A 19,298-nucleotide genomic window follows, 5' to 3' on the forward strand; every position below is an offset into this window, starting at 1 on the left:
GCGCGAGCTTCCAGAACAGATTAGCTAGGAAGTTACAGACGATCTTGGCGACTCTGAGCGCCAGTACGTTTAGTAATTTTGTGCAGCCGCTCGCGAAAGGCCTTGAATCACACGTAACGTCACATTGTACAATCTTGAACGAAGTCGCGAACATCGAGGAGAGCGGGCTATGCGAAGCGAGATGGCGTTGGACGGAACTCGAAAGCATATGACGCAAAAACTGAAAATCCTCAGCGAAGCATGCCATGCCCTGACGCTAAGGAGTAGTCTGCGCGGCGCCAGACACGCGAGCGAATACTGACCAAGTTGCCCGCCTTGTCGCGTGTGCCGATTGCGAAGGCTATTCTCGTCTTCAGCAGCGATGGAGGCGATACCAAATTTAAGTCGAATGTCGATTTGGCATTAGAATTTGCGGCACCTCCTGACCGCAAATAAGCCGTTGGCAGCCCTCTCTTTGCCGACGCTTGGTGCGATGTGTAGCAGCATCGCTCCGTTCCAGACTGACTTTAGCCCGGCCTCAGAAAATGAGGCCGGGCCTTTTTTGCTTACTGGCGGTACGATGCTTCCTATGTCGACGCCGCAACTGCTCTCCAGGTTGGGCTTACAGCGGCGAGTTCGCGAAAGGGTCGCTCCGCTTCGTTGGCTTACGGCGCCGCAAAAGACTCCCGCAAGAGTTAAAGGACGCAGCTGAGCAGCCCGGCTATTGCCAGCTTGGCTGTACCACCCATCCCTTCGCCCTCAGCAGTAAACCGCCAGGGGAGCGCATCATCGAACCTCTGTCGGAGCAGTCTAGCAAGCCCGCGCAAGGGCTATCACCATGGCTGGAGCGGGTCGTCATTGTTCCGCGCAACGTTTCACTAGCACGATAAAGCCGCCATCAGAGAAGGCAGCCTCAAGCAAGTTTCAGCCCTTCTGTCACGCCTCGAGACGTTAGAGGACGAAACTTCTGCACCAATTCAGAGATGGAATTTCGCTCAAAAACGCTTATTCTTGAGCAAGACGTCGCCCTCAACTTCGCGTGGATAGTGAGTCGCCACTTCGAAGAGAGGTAATAGATCGAGAATGGCTCGCAAGGACAACTGCCCTTCGTAGAGCTCCCGGTCGCTGTATTCCGTGTAGAGGAAGCGCGTGTTGCTCAACGTCTGCGTCCCTCCAGCGATGACATCAGACTCGGCTCCTTGCACATCCATCCAGATCAAATCAATATTGTGCAGCCCGGCTTCGCTGCACCAGTCGTCCAGCCTTCGCGTTTCAACTGAGATGGGGTTGTCGAAGCGGACCCAATCATATTCAGTGAGATGGTTTTTGGGTCGGCGAATTGAGCCAGAGAGGTCCCATTCTTTTGCATCTCCTTCTCCATTACTTGGATGGAAATCCACCTTCCCATTTCGATGGCTGACCGCGATTTCGAAGAGATTGACCTTGTCGAGATACGGACCCATGTTCTTCTTGAATCGAGCGCTCGCTCGGGGATCCGGCTCAAAGCAGTATAGTTGGGCGCCTGAACACAGTTCGAGAAACTGTTTCGCGTCCGTTCCATCGTTGCAACCGATGTCCAGGATAACCGGATTTGGCTTCTGAAGCAGCGAAAGGATATGCTGATGTTCGTCGACTTTTTCCATTGGCGCGGTGATCCACTGAAGCTTCCCTCTTCTAAAGCGGAATCACACGCGATGCGCCACGATGCAACGCATATCAACGTATATAGTCTATATCAACGTATATGATCGCAATGTCGGCCTGACAGCCCAGCATGGTCCTTGTAGCTACGTCACCTGTTTTCGAGAAGCCAAGGTCGAGTTGCGCGCTGGCGATTTATCTATCGTGACATCAAGTCATTGACAGCACCGATTTCACGCGCCGGACAACCGCATTGACCAGAAGGCCTGTGCTCAGTACGACAAAGGCCATCATAACCTGCCCACCGGCGCGGATGCCGCGCAAGAAGGCGATTTGTTCCTACGGCCGCGCGGCGTTATCGACGATACCCGCCAGCGCGCAACTCAAATGGTCGATCCACCCCATCTATCCCGATCAAGGTCAATCACCGGCATGCTGAAGCCGCAGCTCGACAGGCATGATGTGTCAGTGGCGCGTGAACGTGAGGCCAGCCCAACCGCGGCCAATGCAATGCCACAATTGCAAGGCGACGTGCCGACTAATCGGCGACATCGAGCCAATCGACGCCTGCCTGTACTTCCATCAAAAGCGTTTGCTTTGCGTATGGATTGGCGGAGGTGTTACGCGAAGCAGAATTGCGCACTGGATTATCTCTCCAGCACATCACGATCGCGCCTGCATCTGTGCAAGCAAGATAGCTGCCTCGGAAGGTCCCAACCCAACGATGCCTACGAAGCCGGGTGGCGGCATCGGAATATCCCGATTAATGGGCTTCCAAAGATGCAGGCAGTACCGACTGTTATTCACGTATTGCGAATGGGGCGGATGCAGCTGCATCACACATTCCTCTTCGTCCCAAAACAGGTCCTTAACGAAACACATCTCGTCCCAATTTGGACAACGCCGTGGCGTCGAGACGGAGACATGCTCCCAGCCTGGGCGGACCAGTGCGGTGATGTTGAGCTTACAGCCACAGGGCCCTTGCACAAGAAAATGGCCACAAGGACCTGATCCAGGAGCACTCGCAAGTCGGCCAGATCGTATGCGCCCCGTCTCAAGCTTTTCTATGATCTGCGATCGCACACTCGCTCCTTTGGTCGGCGCATATCGTTGAATCCCGCATAGATGACGTTATTCGCCATCTTACCAAGAGGCTCCGGCTGCGCCTCAGCCCCAAACTCAGGCACTATCGCCCGGGATACCGACGCATCTTAAACCACCAGCTAAGAGTGGTTGATGTCGATCATCACCCACTCCAATGACGTCTATCGAACTCTGATGGCTTCTCTCCACATTCCACGAAGCCTCTCATCGTCACACCGAGACGGTGCTTGCACGTTTGCGCCACATCGCCTGCTGTCAGGTGCCAGTTGCTGCACGACAGCGTGAGCTTGATGGGGCTTTTGTCATACAATGAGCGTGACCGACGAGCGCCTACCGGTTCAGTAGTAGAGAGAGACGCTACATTATGTCGCTAACCATCCCTGGTCCATTCAAGACCTGGCAACGTAATTGGTAGCAACGGAACTCCTATCTGGTCCCCTCACCCAGTTTGGTCGCAAACACGATGATAGCTCATCGATCGTGCCTCCCAATGTAAGTTGGTCGTTCGAATGCCCTCGCTGCCCCCCCGAGCCTGAAACAGTGACAATAAGTCATCTGTGTGGCGCCACGAATATTTTACGCTTGGTGCCGACGAGCGCTTCCATCGTCTGTGCAGACAGTCACTAGCTCCTTGAAGATTTGCTCTGCCTTGACGCGAGACTTTCCAGGATAGGGAGGATCGCCTCAGCTTTAACTTCTTGTCCGACCGACTCGTCGCGACCCCGCGCAGTAACTCATGAGTCGCTCTGGAAACGCATCCCTCCAAGTTTATCGTCTCCGATCGCCAACCGTGTCCAGAGTAATGTGGCGCAAGATTGCGCGCAGATCAGTAGTAAAGCCGTTGGATTTCGGCACCGCGCTGCAGTGTGACAAGACCGCGCGTTGAGTATTCACAAGAAGTGTTTAACCGCAACTGATCGCTCTAATAGCCAACGCTCGGCCGGGTATAGCCGGCTGTTGATGCGTTCGCCCGGCCTCAGACTGTAACTTGCTTGGCATGCTCAAATTGAGCGCGGCTATATCTTTGAGGGGCAATACTGCAACTGGCCCGATTCTCGCAGGAGCGTCGACTAACCTGTCGAGTGTGATTGAGTTCGAACGTTGACTTATCCTGCAGCGATCGCCGATGCACGACGCAAGCGTCACTTACCGATATATCCGAGGCGGCAGTGGCGATCTCTACGGCCCCACAACACGGTCCATTTCATTCTGGCGTGGAGCTCCCAACTACAGGTGAACGACTGGCGATGACCCTTCAATTTCACCGAGCCGTCGAGCACCTGGAAGTATGGAGCGCAACTGGCCGTAGTTTCTCATTTGTGATCACCTATGCGACCCCGACCGGCCCCGGCTTTCACGGACGTTCCGGCTATGTGGCGTCGTGGCGACCGCTTGGCGATAGCCGTGGCGCCATAAAAATCGGTGGTTCGCCCTTCCGAACGTTCGCCACGGCTGAGGGGGCTTGCAATAGGATGCTCGAATACCTGACGGGGGACAACTGATGTGATGCTGAACAAGTGCGCCGTGCTACGGAGCCTTGACCAAGAATGTCCTGCAGCCTTTGGCGCTCGAGGACACCTTCCTGGAATGTCTCACCAGCAGACTTCTCGCCCAGCCGCCATCAAGCTGCGAGAACATCCTTAAACATTGCCGCATTGCTTGAGCGCCTTTCGGCCGATAGCTCCCAGCGAATGAGGAGAAGCTAAGCCGTGCAGGCATACTTCTGTTTGAAAGGACGCCTTCTCGTGTCGGTGATGTCCGGCTTAGGACGTCTATGTCGATAACCCGACAATGGCGTAGCTAAATCACTCTGCCGGCCGGCTCAGACGCCGCTTTTCTCAGCGCTGTGACGTTCTTCGCATGGCATGCCGATTGCCGATGATGACCGTAGCCGCCAATGCGACGCAGGTCTCGCTGGAGCCAACTCAGCAGCATATGTCGCCATGGCTCTTGATCAGTGTAGGAAGAACGCTGCCCCATGAGACAACCGACGCTCAAACGCAACACCGCCTATTGCAGATCACATGGCAATGATTCGCGACCGAGGAGGGTTTGGAACTACGGGCTGATTGCAGCGCTCCTTTTTAATGCGCTGCTCTGGGCTGGGATATGGCGGGCAGTCGCGATGCTCTTTCACTGAAATGCTCTTCAAAACTTGCAGCCCGGATGTCCGTGAAGCTGCCAAACTGCTAGCGGCCTCAAGGCCCGAGTTGGTCGACGCGCCGCTTTTCCGGATGCCAAGGCTTCACGCCTCTTGGAAGAAGGTGCGTACGTAGCCAGCAAACGGTCGATTAAGCGACTGGTTCACCATCCAATTCCGGTCGGAGGGCACAAACCGAGGGCGCGACCAGCTAGCGGCGGAAGTCTGATCACCGGTCAGTTCCGCGGTCGTGAGCCAGGGCGCCAACCTCGCCGTCGTCGGCGACCCGCTCGAGGCTCTGTCGGGAAGCTGCGGAGCACTAGAACTCTGGGCTTAGGTCTGGCTCGCGCCACTTCATGCACGCTACCAGTTTTGGGCGGCCGCACTAGCACGTCATACTCTTTGGCGAACTTGAACAGCCACTCTCGATCTTCGCTCCCAACAAAGATGCCATCAGTTCGCGTTGCTTCCGCACGGCCGCGCCAATGATCGCGATTTACAACTTACTCTTTATGGCGCTGTGCATGCAACAAATGCGACGCCGGTGCTCCGTACCTTTACATAATCTGGTTTGCCGCAACGCGACTCCGTCCGAGATGCGCTCGGCGCAAACACTCTCCCTCGTAGTGATCGCAACATTCCGTCGCGTTCTGATCAAATGCTATGTGTACTTCGCGACGCTCTCGATAGCATCACGGCTTTTCGACACGAGATCGCCACAACGCCCTGCCCCCAGTCCGACAGAGCGCGCCAGGCTTCATTGCCGTTCCGTCAAAGTGAGATGAAATCGCCCAGCAGGCACATGCCGCCTCAGATTCGCGCCGGAACGCTCTTTTAAAAGGTCCTCCACGGCTTCGTCGGATAAGCCGCGTCGCGACGCCCCGAATTGATCGAGACTCCGAAGTCGAAGACCAGACGCCTCTGCCTGCGCACCCACTGTTTCCGATGACCACACTTCGCGACCATGATCTGGCGGTCGCCAGCAGCCAGCCGATGGCAAACGGTACCGGAGACGTGTGAAGCCCGCGCGCGCACAAATGGTCGGCAGATATTTACAATCCACTCGGGCGGACGTCACGAGGCTTGGCCATGCGTTGCGGCTCGGATCAGATGTCTCCCCATTTGGCGTGTGTCCAATCGGCCAGGAGGATGCGGCCGCGATGTTGAAGGGTTGACGAAACGATTGTTTTGCAGGAAGTTGATTCCGTCCGAGGTTCTCTGGGTCTCGCTTGATCCGGAGCTAAGAGGGAAGCCGGTGTGATGCCGGCGCTGCCCCCGCAACTGTAAGCGGCGAGCCGCTGTCCAATATTGTCACTGAGGCCGGTTGGCTTCGGGAAGGCCGGACAGCAGCGATGATCCGCGAGCCAGGAGACCTGCCCCGGCAACGATTTCGTCCACGGGCGGGGTGTCCCGGTGGTGCGTCAAGCAGTTGCCACTGCGGCGGCCTGTACCTGCGCGCATCCACCTTCGCCTCGCCTCCAAACATGGGGTTGAAGCGATGTCCAACATTTCAGTTCGCGTTGCAACGCTGGGTATGCCGCGCATCGGTCCGCGCCGCGAACTCAAATTCGCGGTTGAGAGCTACTGGGCCGGTAAGTCAAGCGAAGCGCAGCTCTTGGAGGCTGCGGCCGGACTTCGTCTCGCCAACTGGGCCCGGCAAAAGTCGCTCGGCGCGACCGTCATTCCTTCGAACGACTTCTCGCTCTATGACCATGTGCTCGATACCAGCGTGATGGTCGGCGCGATTCCCGACGTTTACGGTTGGGTGGCAGGGCCGGTGTCACTCAAGACCTACTTCGCCATGGCGCGCGGCGCAGAAGAATATGCAGATCGTGGGCATGCCGATCATCGACACGGCGCGGCAGCGCAGGAAATGACAAAGTGGTTCGACACCAACTACCATTACATGGTCCCGGAACTTCGCAAGGACCAAACCTTCAAGCTTTCCTCGCGTAAGCCGATTGAGGAATACGAGGAGGCAAAGAGCCTTGGATACCAGACGCGCTCCGTGCTGGTTGGACCCGTCACCTTCCTGAAACTCGGCAAGAGCGCAGATCCAGCGTTCAATCCACTGTTGCTGCTGGACCAGCTTCTACCGGTCTATGTCGATGTCCTTCGTGAACTAGCCGCGCGAGGTGCGGAATGGGTTCAGCTCGACGAGCCCTGCCTAGTCCTTGACCTAGACGAAGCATCACGCGGCTCATTGCGGCGGGCATATACCCATTTCGCAAAGCAGGTACCCGGCCTCAAAATCATGCTGGCTACCTATTTCGGGAGCCTCGGCGACAATCTCGATACAGCCTTGGCCTTGCCCGTGGCTGGCGTTCACGTCGACCTGGTTCGGGGCTCAGATCAGTTGAGCCTCATCGCCGCCATAGCCCGGAGCGATCTCGTTCTCTCACTTGGAGTCATTGATGGGCGAAATGTCTGGCGCTCCAATCTGCCGGACTTGTTCAACAAGCTGGCGCCCACTATCGCAAAGCTGGGTCATGACCGCGTCGAGATCGCTCCTTCATGTTCGCTGCTTCATGTCCCAGTCGACCTGGAGCTCGAAAGCGATCTCGATTTCGATGTAAAGAGTTGGCTGTCGTTCTCGGTCCAGAAAATCAAGGAACTGGCCACATTGGGAAGTGCGCTCGCCGGCAATCATGCCCATGTATCTCGCCGCCTTGCGGCTTCCAAACGGGCGGCCGTGGCTCGCGAGAAGTCGTCTAAGATTCACAACGCCGATGTCACCCGACGTATGACGACGATTGGCCAAACAATGCGTCGCCGCGACAGGCCGTACGCTGAGCGTGTCGAGCTTCAGCGCGCGCGATTCGCCTTCCCAGCGTACCCAACGACGACGATTGGATCATTCCCGCAGACTGCGGAGATTCGTCGTGCCCGTGCGTCCCACGCGCAGGGAACGTTGAGTGACGCGCAGTACGAGCAGTTTCTCAAAGCGGAAACGGCGCGTGCAGTGAGATGGCAGGACGACATAGGGCTCGATGTGCTCGTGCATGGCGAGTTCGAGCGAAATGACATGGTGCAGTATTTCGGTGAGAAGCTATCGGGCTTCGCCTTCACGAAACACGGCTGGGTTCAGTCCTATGGCTCACGCTACGTCCGTCCGCCGATTCTGTTTGGAGACGTCTCCCGTCCGAGGCCGATGACGGTCGACTGGTGGCGCTATGCGCAGTCGATGACCGAGAAGCCGGTGAAGGCAATGTTAACTGGGCCGGTGACCATTCTGAACTGGTCGTTTGTTCGTGATGATATCCCCCGGAGCAAGGCTTGCGTACAGATCGCGCTCGCGATCCGGGACGAGGTGGCCGACCTTCAGAACGCCGGAGCAAAAATCATTCAGATAGACGAGGCGGCGTTGCGTGAAGGATTGCCGCTGCGCAAGTCACAGTGGAAAAGCTATCTCGATTGGGCCGTAGACAGCTTTCGCATTTGCTCTTCAGTCGTTGCAGACGAAACGCAGATTCATACTCATATGTGTTATTCCGAATTTAACGACATCATTGATGCTATCGCGGATATGGATGCCGACGTCATTTCGATCGAGACGTCGCGATCGAAGATGGAACTGCTGGACGCCTTCAGGAGCTACAAGTACCCAAATCAGATCGGTCCGGGCGTCTATGACATCCATTCGCCGCGCGTTCCTGATACGGCCGAGATGAAACACCTCCTGACGCTCGCGCGCCAACAGCTCTCCGACTCTCAACTATGGATTAATCCCGATTGCGGCCTGAAAACCCGAAAGTGGGAGGAAGTGCGTCCGGCCTTGGTTAACATGGTCGCAGCTGCCCGGGAGCTACGAGCGGCAACCTGATCTCTGCGGATCGAACTTTACCCTTCCGTTCACGAGAAAAACCCGGCGCTTCGCGATCATTAGACCGACTGAAAAGCACTACGCCTTCACGTGAACGGGATCTTGTCACGGGGCGGACATCGAGCTCCTTCCGCGGCGTGCGGTAGGACGGCGGTCGACGCTGGTCTCGCACTACAAATGCCGCGGCACACCAGAGGCGCGAACTCGGCGACGGCAATTCCTCGCTGGCGCCGATTTTGACGAACACGCGACGCTCGTCATTGAGGGTGACCGTCGGATCATAGCTAGCCGGCTGCGCATCACTGGCAACGATGCTCCCGCCTAGGGCCGATCGACATTCAGGATTCCCAATCGGTTGATAGCTGATTCATAGAGCACCGTGATTCGACACGGTGCGGATGATGGAGGCGATATGAGCTGACCAAGGCGCAATGGGCGAGGATTTCGCCGCTTCTGCCTGGGGAAGCTGGCGATCGAGACGGTCAGCTGCGGAGAACCGTCCGTTCGTCAACGGATGTTTGTGGGTTTTGCGGTCGGGCGCCCACTGGTGCGACCTGCCGGAGCGGTACGGCAAGTGGAGAACGGTGCATCAGCGCTTCAACCGCTGGTGCCATGCTGGTGTCTGGGAGCGCGTGTTCTCTGCTCTGTCCCCCGGTCATGACAACCAGTATCTGATGATCGACAGCACCATCGTTCGTGCCCATCAGCAGGCGACGAGCGGAAAAGGGGGCCAAAGATCGGGCGCTGGGGCGCTCCCGAGGCGGACTGACCAAGATCCACATGCTGGCCGATGCGCTCGGCCATCCGCTGCGCTTCATCGTCACGGTTGGACAGGTTAATAACATCACCCAGGCGCCCGCACTGCTCGATGGCCAGAGCGGCGATGCCGTGCTCGCCGACAAAGACTATGACTGCAACGCCCTGCGCGCGACCATCGCGGAGAGCGGCGCCACGGCGGTGATCCCATCAAGCCGCACCCGCAGGATCATCATTCCGCGCGACGCCGACGCCTACAAACAGCCCAACTGTTTGATTGCGTCATGATGCATGATGCGCCAAGTGCCTATGCTTGATCGGCCAGGCAGAACGGACATGGTGTCCAACGCAAATCGTAGATGAACCTAACGTACGAGGCGGGTTACGTCTGATTTGCGATCGTTCAAGCGCGGGCTGGGCTTCCCGGAAGGCGTTCTGAGAGTATTCTTGCAGCGTCAATGAGGCGCATCGCTGTGGATCGGCCTCAATTAGGCGGGGGCCAATTCGATCAGGATCATGACGCGGCTCATCGTCTGTCCGCACGCCCAGAGTCTTCAGGATTCTATTAGCCGTTGCGGATCGTGTGAACCCTGAACAGGAGGCCGACCACATGCGCAGGTCCTCTAATTGGCCTTGTAATGAACATGCGTTGTTGTCAGAAAGCATACGCGCAATGTTTGAAAGCTGCGAAACTGTCTCCGGACCTGCCGCTGGATCGCTCACCCCACTTGGACCGCCCGCTTCGTTGGTGTGGCCCAAATCCTGCAACGGTTTCTCGGGCGAGGCGAGAGGATAGGAGGCGCGGTTGAGTCTTGATCTACTAAATGGCGATGCGGCGTCGGACGTGGACATCCCGCTTTCAGGCGTTGAAGCCGGTTCCCAGCGGGGAGAACGGAGGACGCTGTTGCTGACTGGGGCGACGCGTGGCATTGGTCACGCTACCGCAAAGCTGTTTTCGGAAGCTGGCTGGCGCATCATATCTTGCGCGCGCCAGCCATTTGATGACGAGCGGTGCCCATGGGACTCACGACCGGGCGACCATATCCAGGTGGATCTCAGTAACCATCGCATGCTGCCGCGTGCAATTGCCGAGGTGAAGAAGCGCCTCGCAGGTGGACCCTTACACGCATTAATCAACAATGCCGGCGTTTCGCCAAAAGGGCAGAATGGCGCGCGGTTGACGTCGTTGACGACGTCACTCGAAACCTGGATGAAGGTGTTTCACCTTAACATGGTGGCTCCGATCCTGCTTGCGCAGGGGTTTTTTGACGAGCTAAAAGCCGCATCAGGATCAATTGTCAATGTGACCTCAATCGCAGGCTCGAGGGTGCACCCGTTTGCTGGCAGTGCCTACGCGACTTCGAAGGCGGCGCTCGCCTGTCTGACACGTGAAATGGCGCATGATTACGCTCCGCATGGAATACGCGTGAACGCAATCGCGCCGGGAGAAATCAAGACGGACATGTTGTCACCAGAAACGGAAGCGCGTCTCTTGCCGAGCATCCCATTGAGCCGGTTGGGCAACACCGAAGAGGTCGCGAAGGTTCTCTTCTTCCTATGCTCGGATGCTGCGAGTTATGTCACGGGCACCGAGGTGCCGATCAACGGAGGCCAACATCTATAGTTGGTTATGACAATCCGCAGTTGGGGCCCTATCAACCTGACTCCTGTCTCACTCGCGTCAGGGCCCGGGTAACTCCGCCACAAGAACAAGAAACGGTGCCGTAAGCGCCGTTATGCAATGAAAACCTGCTATTCTTCTATGTCATCTCGTCAATATGGCGCTTAGAGCGAGACGACATGCAACACGAATCTCGTAAAACCGAACAAGGTGCCAGGGAGGGCGATCTTGACAAGGAAGACCTCCTTATGCTGCATGTTGTTTCCGCACGCGAAAGACTTCACTCGGAATCGGAGGCGGCCCCACGGGTGTTCATAGAGCCGTTGCGCGAGAGTGCGCTGACCGGCATCCTTGAAATTACGAAAGTAATTACGTCCCCATGCGACCTAGAGGTCACATTGGCGAACGTCGTCGACCTTCTGCAATCGTTTGTGCACATGCGACACGGCATCGTCTCGCTCTTCGACGATGATGGAATGCCGGACATTACCGTCGGCCCCGGCTGGAGCGAGGGCAGTGACGAGCGTTACCGGATGCGTCTACCGCTCAAGGCAATTGACCAGATCGTGGCGACGGACAGCCCGCTCATTGCCGAAAATGTAGCAATTGAGCCCGCCTTTACTGCCGCGGAAATGGATATGCTCGGCGCGTCGAATGATGTCGTAGTGTCGTTCATCGGCGTTCCCATTCGCATTGATGCGAAAGTCGCTGGCACGCTAACTATCGATCGCGTCGTCGACCACAGGTCGAGTGTTCGACTCGATCATGACGTGCGGCTTCTGACCATGATCGCCAATCTGATTGGCCAGACCATCAAGCTGCATCGCCTGTTGACGTTTGACCGCAACCGGCGGATGGCTGAGAAGGACACGCAGGAAAAGCAATCAGTCGAGCTCAAGCAGCCTGCGAGGGAGCGGAAGACAGTTCGGATCCCGGGGATCATTGGTGATAGCCCGCCATTGCGCGCCATGTTGGAGAAGATCGCTGTGGTCTCCAAATCGAACAGCTCAGTGTTGCTGCGCGGCGAATCAGGCACCGGCAAGGAGCTGGTTGCAAAAGCCATTCACGAGCTGTCATCACGCGCAAAGAGGCCCTTTATAAAGCTGAATTGCGCTGCGCTCTCCGAGACGGTTCTGGAATCGGAGTTGTTCGGTCATGAGAAGGGTGCCTTCACCGGCGCCTTCAGCTCGCGCAAGGGGCGCTTCGAACTGGCTGACAAAGGAACTCTCTTTCTCGATGAAATCGGAGAAATATCGCCCTCGTTTCAGGCGAAGTTGCTGCGCGTCTTGCAAGAACAGGAGTTCGAGCGTGTTGGTAGCAACCAAACAATCAAGGTCGACGTTCGTGTAATTGCCGCGACGAACAAGAACCTTGAAGACGCTGTGGCACGAAATGAGTTCCGCGCCGACCTGTACTACCGCATTAGCGTGGTTCCCTTGCTGCTTCCGCCCTTGCGCGAAAGGCGGGATGATATTGCGCTGCTGGCTACTCAGTTTCTTAGAAGTTTCAACAGCGAAAATGGCCGTTCGTTGGCTTTCGATCCGAGTGCGGTTGAGACCCTGATGAACTGTGAATTTCCCGGCAATGTGCGCGAGCTTGAAAACTGTGTCCAACGGACGGCAACGTTGGCGCCCGGACCGTCAATCGTCAAAAGTGATTTTGCGTGCTGGCAAGGTCAGTGCCTTTCCTCGAAGCTATGGAAGAGCAAGCCGCACGAGACAGGACTTCTGCGGGGGCTGGATGTACCGCTGCCTGTTAATCCCTCCACAGAGGCGACTGACGCTGCCGATCCGGTGCCGCCCTACGGCGGCGCGCTGGCTCCGCTCACACCTGCCGGCGCAGCTCTCGCAGGTGGCCCGAGGATTGCCGATCGCGAGCGCGTCATTGCGGCAATGGAAAGGTCCGGCTGGGTACAGGCAAAGGCGGCGCGCCTGCTTGGATTGACGCCGCGTCAAATCGGGTACGCACTGAGAAAATACGGGATCGAGATCAAGCGCTTCTAAAGCAGTATCGCTAAGAATCAGAACAGCAGGACGCCGATGCGTGTCACCGGCGTCGGCGTAGCTAATCGCGGATGCGCCTCGAACTATGTCTATGGCCTGGCCAAGCTGGCACTCACCGGGAAGCGGACCGGCAAAACTTTGCAAGAACAGACGCCAGACATTGGGCTTCCGCCGAACCTGAATACGATCGACTGCAATGCAGTCCGCCGGCTTCACTGTCATCATGATCGACGACAGTACATTGCCTTAACTTACCGCGGTCAATCACAGACCTGCTGCCGCAAGAGAGAGACAATAGCTGCCCTAAGAGAGATCGATTTGTTTTCGATGCTGCGAACGAGATCTAATGTAAATCGGCCGGTAGCAGGAGCATGGACTTTGCTATCCTCGCTGCAGAAAATTCGATCCGCAGCCGGCAACCCAAGAAAAGCGTATCTGGTCTATACCATGCCGCTCTCAGGATCAGATCAACGACAACTCTAGCGCGCTGTCACACCCACGACAATGTCGGAGTTCTGTCGCCTGCCAAACGTCAGGATAGCATCACCAACGCCGTACCCAGCCCTTGTACCGGTCGGGTGCCTTTAGAACGCTGACGCCATGGTACGACACTTGCTGATAGCTTTGCCAACCGTTGCACCACATGGAGAAGAATATGCACATCGTCGTCTGCATCAAACAGGTTCCTGACTCCGCACAGATTCGTGTGCATCCGGTGACCAACACCATCATGCGTCAGGGCGTGCCGACGATCATCAATCCATACGATCTCTTCGCGCTCGAGGCAGCGCTGGAGCTGCGCGACAAGTTTGGCGGCGAGATAACAGTGCTTACAATGGGACCAATGTCGGCCGAAGACTCCTTACGTAAGGCGCTTACATTTGGAGCCGACCGAGCCGTTTTGCTCACCGACCGCTACTTCGCAGGCTCCGATACACTGGCAACAACCTATGCGTTGGCAGCCGCGATCCGAAAAGTCGCCGAGGAATATGGGCCGCCAGATCTCATCTTTACCGGCAAGCAAACCATCGACGGTGACACAGCGCAGGTGGGACCGGGCATCGCAAAGCGGCTTGGCATTCTGCAACTGACCTACGTCGCAAAGATTAGAGCGCTAGACCTTACCGCGCGCACGCTTAAAGCGGAACGGCGGGCTGAAGGCGGCGTCCAGGTTCTGCTCACTAGACTGCCGTGTCTTGTTACCATGCTCGAGGCCACCAACGAGATTCGCCGCGGCGGCATGGCGGATGCGCTGCGGGCCGCCCGCGCGCCAATCTTGAAATGGAACGCGCAGGACGCCGGCGTCGAGGATCTCTCCAAATGCGGTCTCAAAGGCTCACCGACAGTTGTCAAGCGGGTGTTCGCTCCCCCGGGGCGCACGGGGAGAGCGACGCTGGTGGAGGCTCCCGAGCAGCCGGCGCAAGCCTTGATCGAGGCGATTTTCGAGCATCAACCCAAGCTCGAAGCGGACCTTGCCGCACTGATCCGCGAGGAATCTAGAGCGTTCTGCGATGAACTGGGCGGCCACAGCACCCGCATTTCAGGTCGAACGCGGGCCGCAGCCCAAGCAGGCGATGCCAGTGCAAGCACGACGTAAACGCCCTCGGGCCGTCAGCGCTCCTGAGTAGCGACATGACGTTAGGCTGTCGATGTACATCGACGGTCGCCGGTAAGAAGACGCCAATTTGTCGGTCAAAGCGGGGGAAGACGCATTGTCCGAGCCCGTGTTACACGAAATCCCCGCCGGGCGGACCGTGGCGCTATGAACGACAGCGGAAGGCCTATCCAGAGAAAGATCGATGTTTTCCTAAAGCATCATCGATTGAACCACGTAGTCAAGTCTCAGGTCAATTTGGAATTCGCACCGACAAAGCCAATTCCCGGGGCGCTTCGTGATCATCGAGCGCAACTCCATGTCCCGATATCGCGGTGGCACTCGAGTGACCGCAAGGTCCAATGATGTTGCCATGTGCAATCTGCGAGCCCGAGCGCCGAACCGGTAGTGCAGAAAAGACGGTGATGGTACCGCCATCCGCAGTTTCGCAGGCGGCGGGAAGACATGGACGGCACAGTTAAATCAAGGCCCTTTCGGGCCATTGGGCTAAGATCTATGTTCTTCGGATAGCGCGAGATGGGGCAACGTCAATTCACCTTTGCCTTCTGCAACAGAAGTGTGGAGCTTTTGCGCGGCGGCAGTCAGAACCGGGACCCTCAACGCCGTCTCGTTTGCCAATCGCACGCCGCAGTCGATATCCTTCCTGGCATTTGCAATCGATATCGCCAAAGCATTCCGCTTTTCGCCCAACAAAAAGGCTGCGAAATTTTGAAATATCCCGCTGTTGGTGGCACCGCGACTGACCAAACAGCGTAAGGTTGCAAGGTCAACATCAATGGCTTCGGCAAACTGGCAAGCTTCGGCAGCCACTGCCGCAATGCCCATCGTCATGCTATTGTAGACAAGCTTGAGCTTATGGCCTTGCCCAACATCACCCACATGGACAATGTTCTCGCAAAATGCGGTAAGAACACGAGCAGCGGCGGCAAAGGTGTTTTCACTCGACCCAACGATGGCGTTGAGATGTCCTTCCTCTGCTTGTTCGGGGCTTCGTGTTACGGGAGCATCAACGAAGTGTAAGTCACGCTTTAGAGCCTGCTCTGCCAAAGCAAGTGTTGAAGCGGGATAGGATGTTGTGCAGTCAAGTATCAAGCTCTGTCGAGCCAAATGTGCAAATAGCCCATGTTGCCCAAGGCAGACTGCCTCAACCTCGCAGCTTGAGGGCAGGGATAAAACGACGGCACTTACATGCCGAGCCAATTCGGAAATTGCGGTGTGCTCGTAGGCACCCATGCCAATCAGGCGTTCCGCGCCAACACGGCTTTTGTTGGCTTTGATATGCAGCTCGGCGCCATGACGCAAAAGGCTGATTCCCATCCCCGTTCCCATGCGTCCTGCGCCGATCAAGCCAATTCTTTGTCGTGCCGTCCCTGGCGTTGCTGCTGATAAACGAGTCATACCATACGCCATTATGAGGCTTCAAAAAGACCGCGGTCCTGCAAAATGGTCATTAGTGTATGATGGTCCTCAATGAGATAATCTGGTTGCGCCGCTTGCAAACGTGACGCGGACACACATCCGCCGGTAATGGCTATGCTGATCAAGCCAAGATCGCGTGCAATATCCGTTTCGACAGGCATGTCCCCGACGATGACAGTTGAGCTTGGGTTCAGATTGTATGCCTGCATATATCGACGAAGCCGCTCCCCTTTGCTCATGCTCTTGAATTGAGTAGCGCGGCTTTCAAATGCCAGCACTTCCGTGATGCAATCATCGATGCCATGTCTTCGTAATTGGTTGCGAAGGGGATCGAGGATATGGTTACTGACGATAATGCTAGAAACGCCCTGTTCTCGTGCTGTTTCCAAAATGCATCGCGCGCCACCGCGCATAACGGCCTTGTCCGCCAAGGGTTCATAGGTGTCGTGAAACATAGCACAATCATCTCGGTCGACAGTCTCGATATCCCTGTCCGACATTCCTAGGTTACGAAAGAACGCGGAAAGTGGGACGTCGAAGCTGTCGCGAAACGTCTTTACATCGATAGCAGCGCGGCCGAGGCGGCCAAGTATGATGTTCGCGGTTTGCAGCAATGCGTCGGAGTCGTCGAGGAGTGTTCCATTCCAATCGAATACAAGAGCAGGTTTCATCGTGGCCTCATTCACTAGACTTCTTTTCGAGCTGATCAGAAATGAACCTGCTCAAGTTTTCGTTTGCGCGCTTTTGCCCAGCAGGAGTCGGCATCTCGAACGTAAACGCAGATAGATCGATTCCATCATGTCCCTGCGGCAGCAATGTAAGGAAAGTTTGAAAGGGCAGATACGTGACAGTGGCAGCGTTGATCGATAGAGCTATTTTGCGCTGAATCACCTCTAGGGTTTGCGGCGCGATCCTATGAAAGCGCAAGCTTTCCTGCCGCATTTCGGTTGGTAGAGTTTTCCAGATGCGCCAGAACGCTAACTCATCTATGGTCTCTATACCCATACCGTAGTAATTCGGCGCAACGATTGGCGGCGAACCGATTGCCCAATGCACAGCTTTGGCACCGGCGCCAAGGAGCATTTTCGTGATTGCCCGGCTTGTATCGCCACGAATGAGAGCTTCGTCGGCTACGATGATGTTTCTATTTCGCACGTTCCTTCCGTTGAGACGGTACTTTTGCGAAATAAGTGATTTGCGCTCACCAAGCACACCGATAAGCGTCCGCTGATGACAGCCTATCGCGACGACTTCATCTCGTTCGACCAGGACAGCCTTCTGTTTGAGCAGAGATGAAAATAAGCCGTCAGCATATGGCGCCCCGGTACGCGGCATGGACGCTACGATTATCGGCGCGGAGCTTGTTTCGACTGGCAATTGCGGCCAGAGAACGCGCCCCAAGTTCAAGCCTATATTACGACGGGTTGTCAGATTAGATTGTCCACGTACCATCGTTCTTGCGTTTGCCAAATAGAGCGTTTCGTAGGCGCAAAGCTTGGGACTATGGCGATCGCGGCCCACAAAGCGGTCAAGGCAATCACCCGTTCTGCCGTTCACATGCTTAATGTGACTTGGTCGGATTTCGTCGATTTGGCCTTTTAGTCCATAAAACGCACTGTTCTCCGAGGCAAAAAGTAGAAAGCCGTCCTCGGTTTGCATAAATTCCAAAGGTCGCAAACCACTGCGATTGCGGAAGGCGGTGAGATTTCCGAGGCCGTCCAGCATGAGTGCGCTGACAGCACCGTCAACGAGGCGGTCGATTTCTTGAAAGACTTTCTCGTAGTCAACAGGCAAAGCGTGCTGCCAGTAATCTCTCTGGCAAATGCGATCGGTCAGCCTGAGCAAGACCTCCGCATCCAACTTGCTGCTGAACGGATGACCTTCGGTGCGCAGCTCTTCCCTTAGTTCATCAGCGTTGACCAACGCCCCGTTCAAACAAACCGCCAAATGGCGCAATCCGGCCTTGTGATTGTCAAGCGGCTGCAAGTCAGCGTAGCTCTTTACTGTAAAAGATGGCGTACGAACGTGTGCAATCGCTACATTCGCTCTGAAACGCGCATCCTGCTCATCATGACCAATCCTTGCCAGTTTGCCTGGCGGCCGACATGACTTCGTATATTGAAAGCCTCCTTCATGCATAAACGCGGCAACGCCGAACCCGGCCTGCCCTCGGTTCTCTAGCTTCGGCACCATGTGCTTGAGTTGATCATAAGCGGTCTTTTTTGAGCGGCTTGAAGGCAACACAAACGCGCCTGCAACACCGGACATACTTTGTCTCCTAGACTATGAGTGATGCATGCGTCGGGTCTTATTGATTTCACCGCTGTTTGGTCGCAGACATCCATGTGTCGAACTAGACACCGAGCGGAGGTAAGCCGCTCGGCCGGCGCGAAACGCATCGTCTTGCACCTCAACAAGCAAGGCTCGTACCAAGGCCCTTATGGCGCGTTATGCTTATCTGGACTAGCGAGCTCGGGCGACGGTGTGTGGTCGCAGGATTTTCGTCGCGATGGGCAGGTTTTGATACGTTACGCCCGTGACGTCCAGCCTGGAGCGCTGCAAGCGCTAACATAACTGCTGTGCTATTTGCGGCCGGTGCGAGCCAAGAACGGAAGAACAGCCTTGAGGACGTCTTTACGCGGAAATAGAGAGGCCAATGCTGAGCGCGACGTCAACTCCCGGCGGTCCGTTGTCGGAGCGCTAGTGGGCGAAAACGAAATTGACGGCGGCCGAAGACTACGGGCACTCGAGGCCTTGGCGAAGGAAAGCAGGTATAACAGATCACACTACAGCTAGATCGAGAGCGTCGGCTTCGGCACCGACAATCCGTGGCGGCCACTGATGTGCACCGACTCCATGTCGGAGCCGACCATCGCGGTCAGGGCTTCTGGCGGCAAATATGGAATTCTGCCGGAACAGGACTCCAGGCGGCTCTCCACGGCCGTCGTCTCACAAGTGCATGTAGCCGCGAACACTGTCCTTACGCCCAGGCTGCCCAACCATTCCACATACGACCATGCTCGAGCTCCTGTCTGGCCTCATGCGGCTATCCAGCATTCGACGATTGCCGCTGGTGGGACGTTTATGACGCCAGATATGCCAGCATCGTTCAGTGCGTCGACACAATCTCGCGAGCAAACGAACGGATCGATCATCACCATCGCTAGGGAAACCTGCGCAGATGCGGTCTTATGAAT

The 19,298-nt window shown here is 56.4% G+C and carries 9 protein-coding genes, 1 pseudogene and 1 riboswitch; of the genes and pseudogenes, 6 read left to right on the plus strand and 4 right to left on the minus strand.

Features of this window, described 5'->3' with window-relative positions; all coding sequences use genetic code 11:
* Positions 1-974: 974 nt before the first annotated feature.
* On the minus strand, positions 975-1,622 hold the full coding sequence (locus NLM27_RS25385; protein ID WP_254145929.1) for an FkbM family methyltransferase: 648 nt from the start codon (positions 1,620-1,622) through the stop codon (positions 975-977).
* Positions 1,623-6,067: 4,445 nt separating this feature from the next.
* A riboswitch (cobalamin riboswitch) is annotated at positions 6,068-6,260 on the plus strand.
* A gap of 102 nt (positions 6,261-6,362) precedes the next feature.
* Here NLM27_RS25385 and metE point away from each other — a divergent pair.
* The 6 genes and pseudogenes from metE to NLM27_RS25415 form a co-directional block, all read left to right on the plus strand.
* On the plus strand, positions 6,363-8,687 hold the full coding sequence (metE, locus tag NLM27_RS25395) for a 5-methyltetrahydropteroyltriglutamate--homocysteine S-methyltransferase (protein ID WP_254145931.1): 2,325 nt from the start codon (positions 6,363-6,365) through the stop codon (positions 8,685-8,687).
* A gap of 431 nt (positions 8,688-9,118) precedes the next feature.
* Entirely contained in the window at positions 9,119-9,526 is a 408-nt protein-coding gene (locus NLM27_RS44040; protein WP_375142270.1) for a transposase, read from the plus strand.
* Entirely contained in the window at positions 9,432-9,731 is a 300-nt protein-coding gene (locus tag NLM27_RS44045; protein ID WP_375142323.1) for a transposase, read from the plus strand. The genes NLM27_RS44040 and NLM27_RS44045 overlap by 95 nt, the downstream gene beginning before the upstream one ends.
* Before the next feature lie 556 nt (positions 9,732-10,287).
* A complete protein-coding gene (locus NLM27_RS25405; protein WP_254148918.1) occupies positions 10,288-11,067 on the plus strand; it encodes an SDR family oxidoreductase in 780 nt (259 codons plus the stop codon).
* 176 nt (positions 11,068-11,243) lie between these two features.
* On the plus strand, positions 11,244-13,067 hold the full coding sequence (gene nifA, locus NLM27_RS25410) for a nif-specific transcriptional activator NifA (RefSeq protein ID WP_254145932.1): 1,824 nt from the start codon (positions 11,244-11,246) through the stop codon (positions 13,065-13,067).
* A 655-nt stretch (positions 13,068-13,722) separates the two neighbouring features.
* Positions 13,723-14,559, plus strand: a pseudogene (locus tag NLM27_RS25415) (electron transfer flavoprotein subunit beta/FixA family protein); the annotation flags it as partial.
* A gap of 609 nt (positions 14,560-15,168) precedes the next feature.
* Here the strand turns inward: NLM27_RS25415 and NLM27_RS25420 are convergent.
* From NLM27_RS25420 to NLM27_RS25430, 3 genes are read right to left on the minus strand one after another with little or no spacing between them, the layout of a single operon-like run.
* Entirely contained in the window at positions 15,169-16,092 is a 924-nt protein-coding gene (locus NLM27_RS25420) for an NAD(P)-dependent oxidoreductase (protein WP_254145933.1), read from the minus strand.
* The gene (locus NLM27_RS25425) at positions 16,092-16,772 is read right to left on the minus strand and encodes an HAD family hydrolase (protein WP_254145934.1); all 681 of its coding nucleotides are present in this window, start codon (positions 16,770-16,772) and stop codon (positions 16,092-16,094) included. The genes NLM27_RS25420 and NLM27_RS25425 overlap by 1 nt, the downstream gene beginning before the upstream one ends.
* Positions 16,773-16,779: 7 nt before the next feature.
* Positions 16,780-18,369, minus strand: coding sequence for a hypothetical protein (locus NLM27_RS25430; protein ID WP_254145935.1), 1,590 nt, complete (start codon positions 18,367-18,369; stop codon positions 16,780-16,782).
* Between the last annotated feature and the right edge of the window lie 929 nt (positions 18,370-19,298).

Origin of the sequence: Bradyrhizobium sp. CCGB12 (assembly GCF_024199845.1) — a bacterium.
Classification (GTDB): Bacteria; Pseudomonadota; Alphaproteobacteria; order Rhizobiales; family Xanthobacteraceae; genus Bradyrhizobium.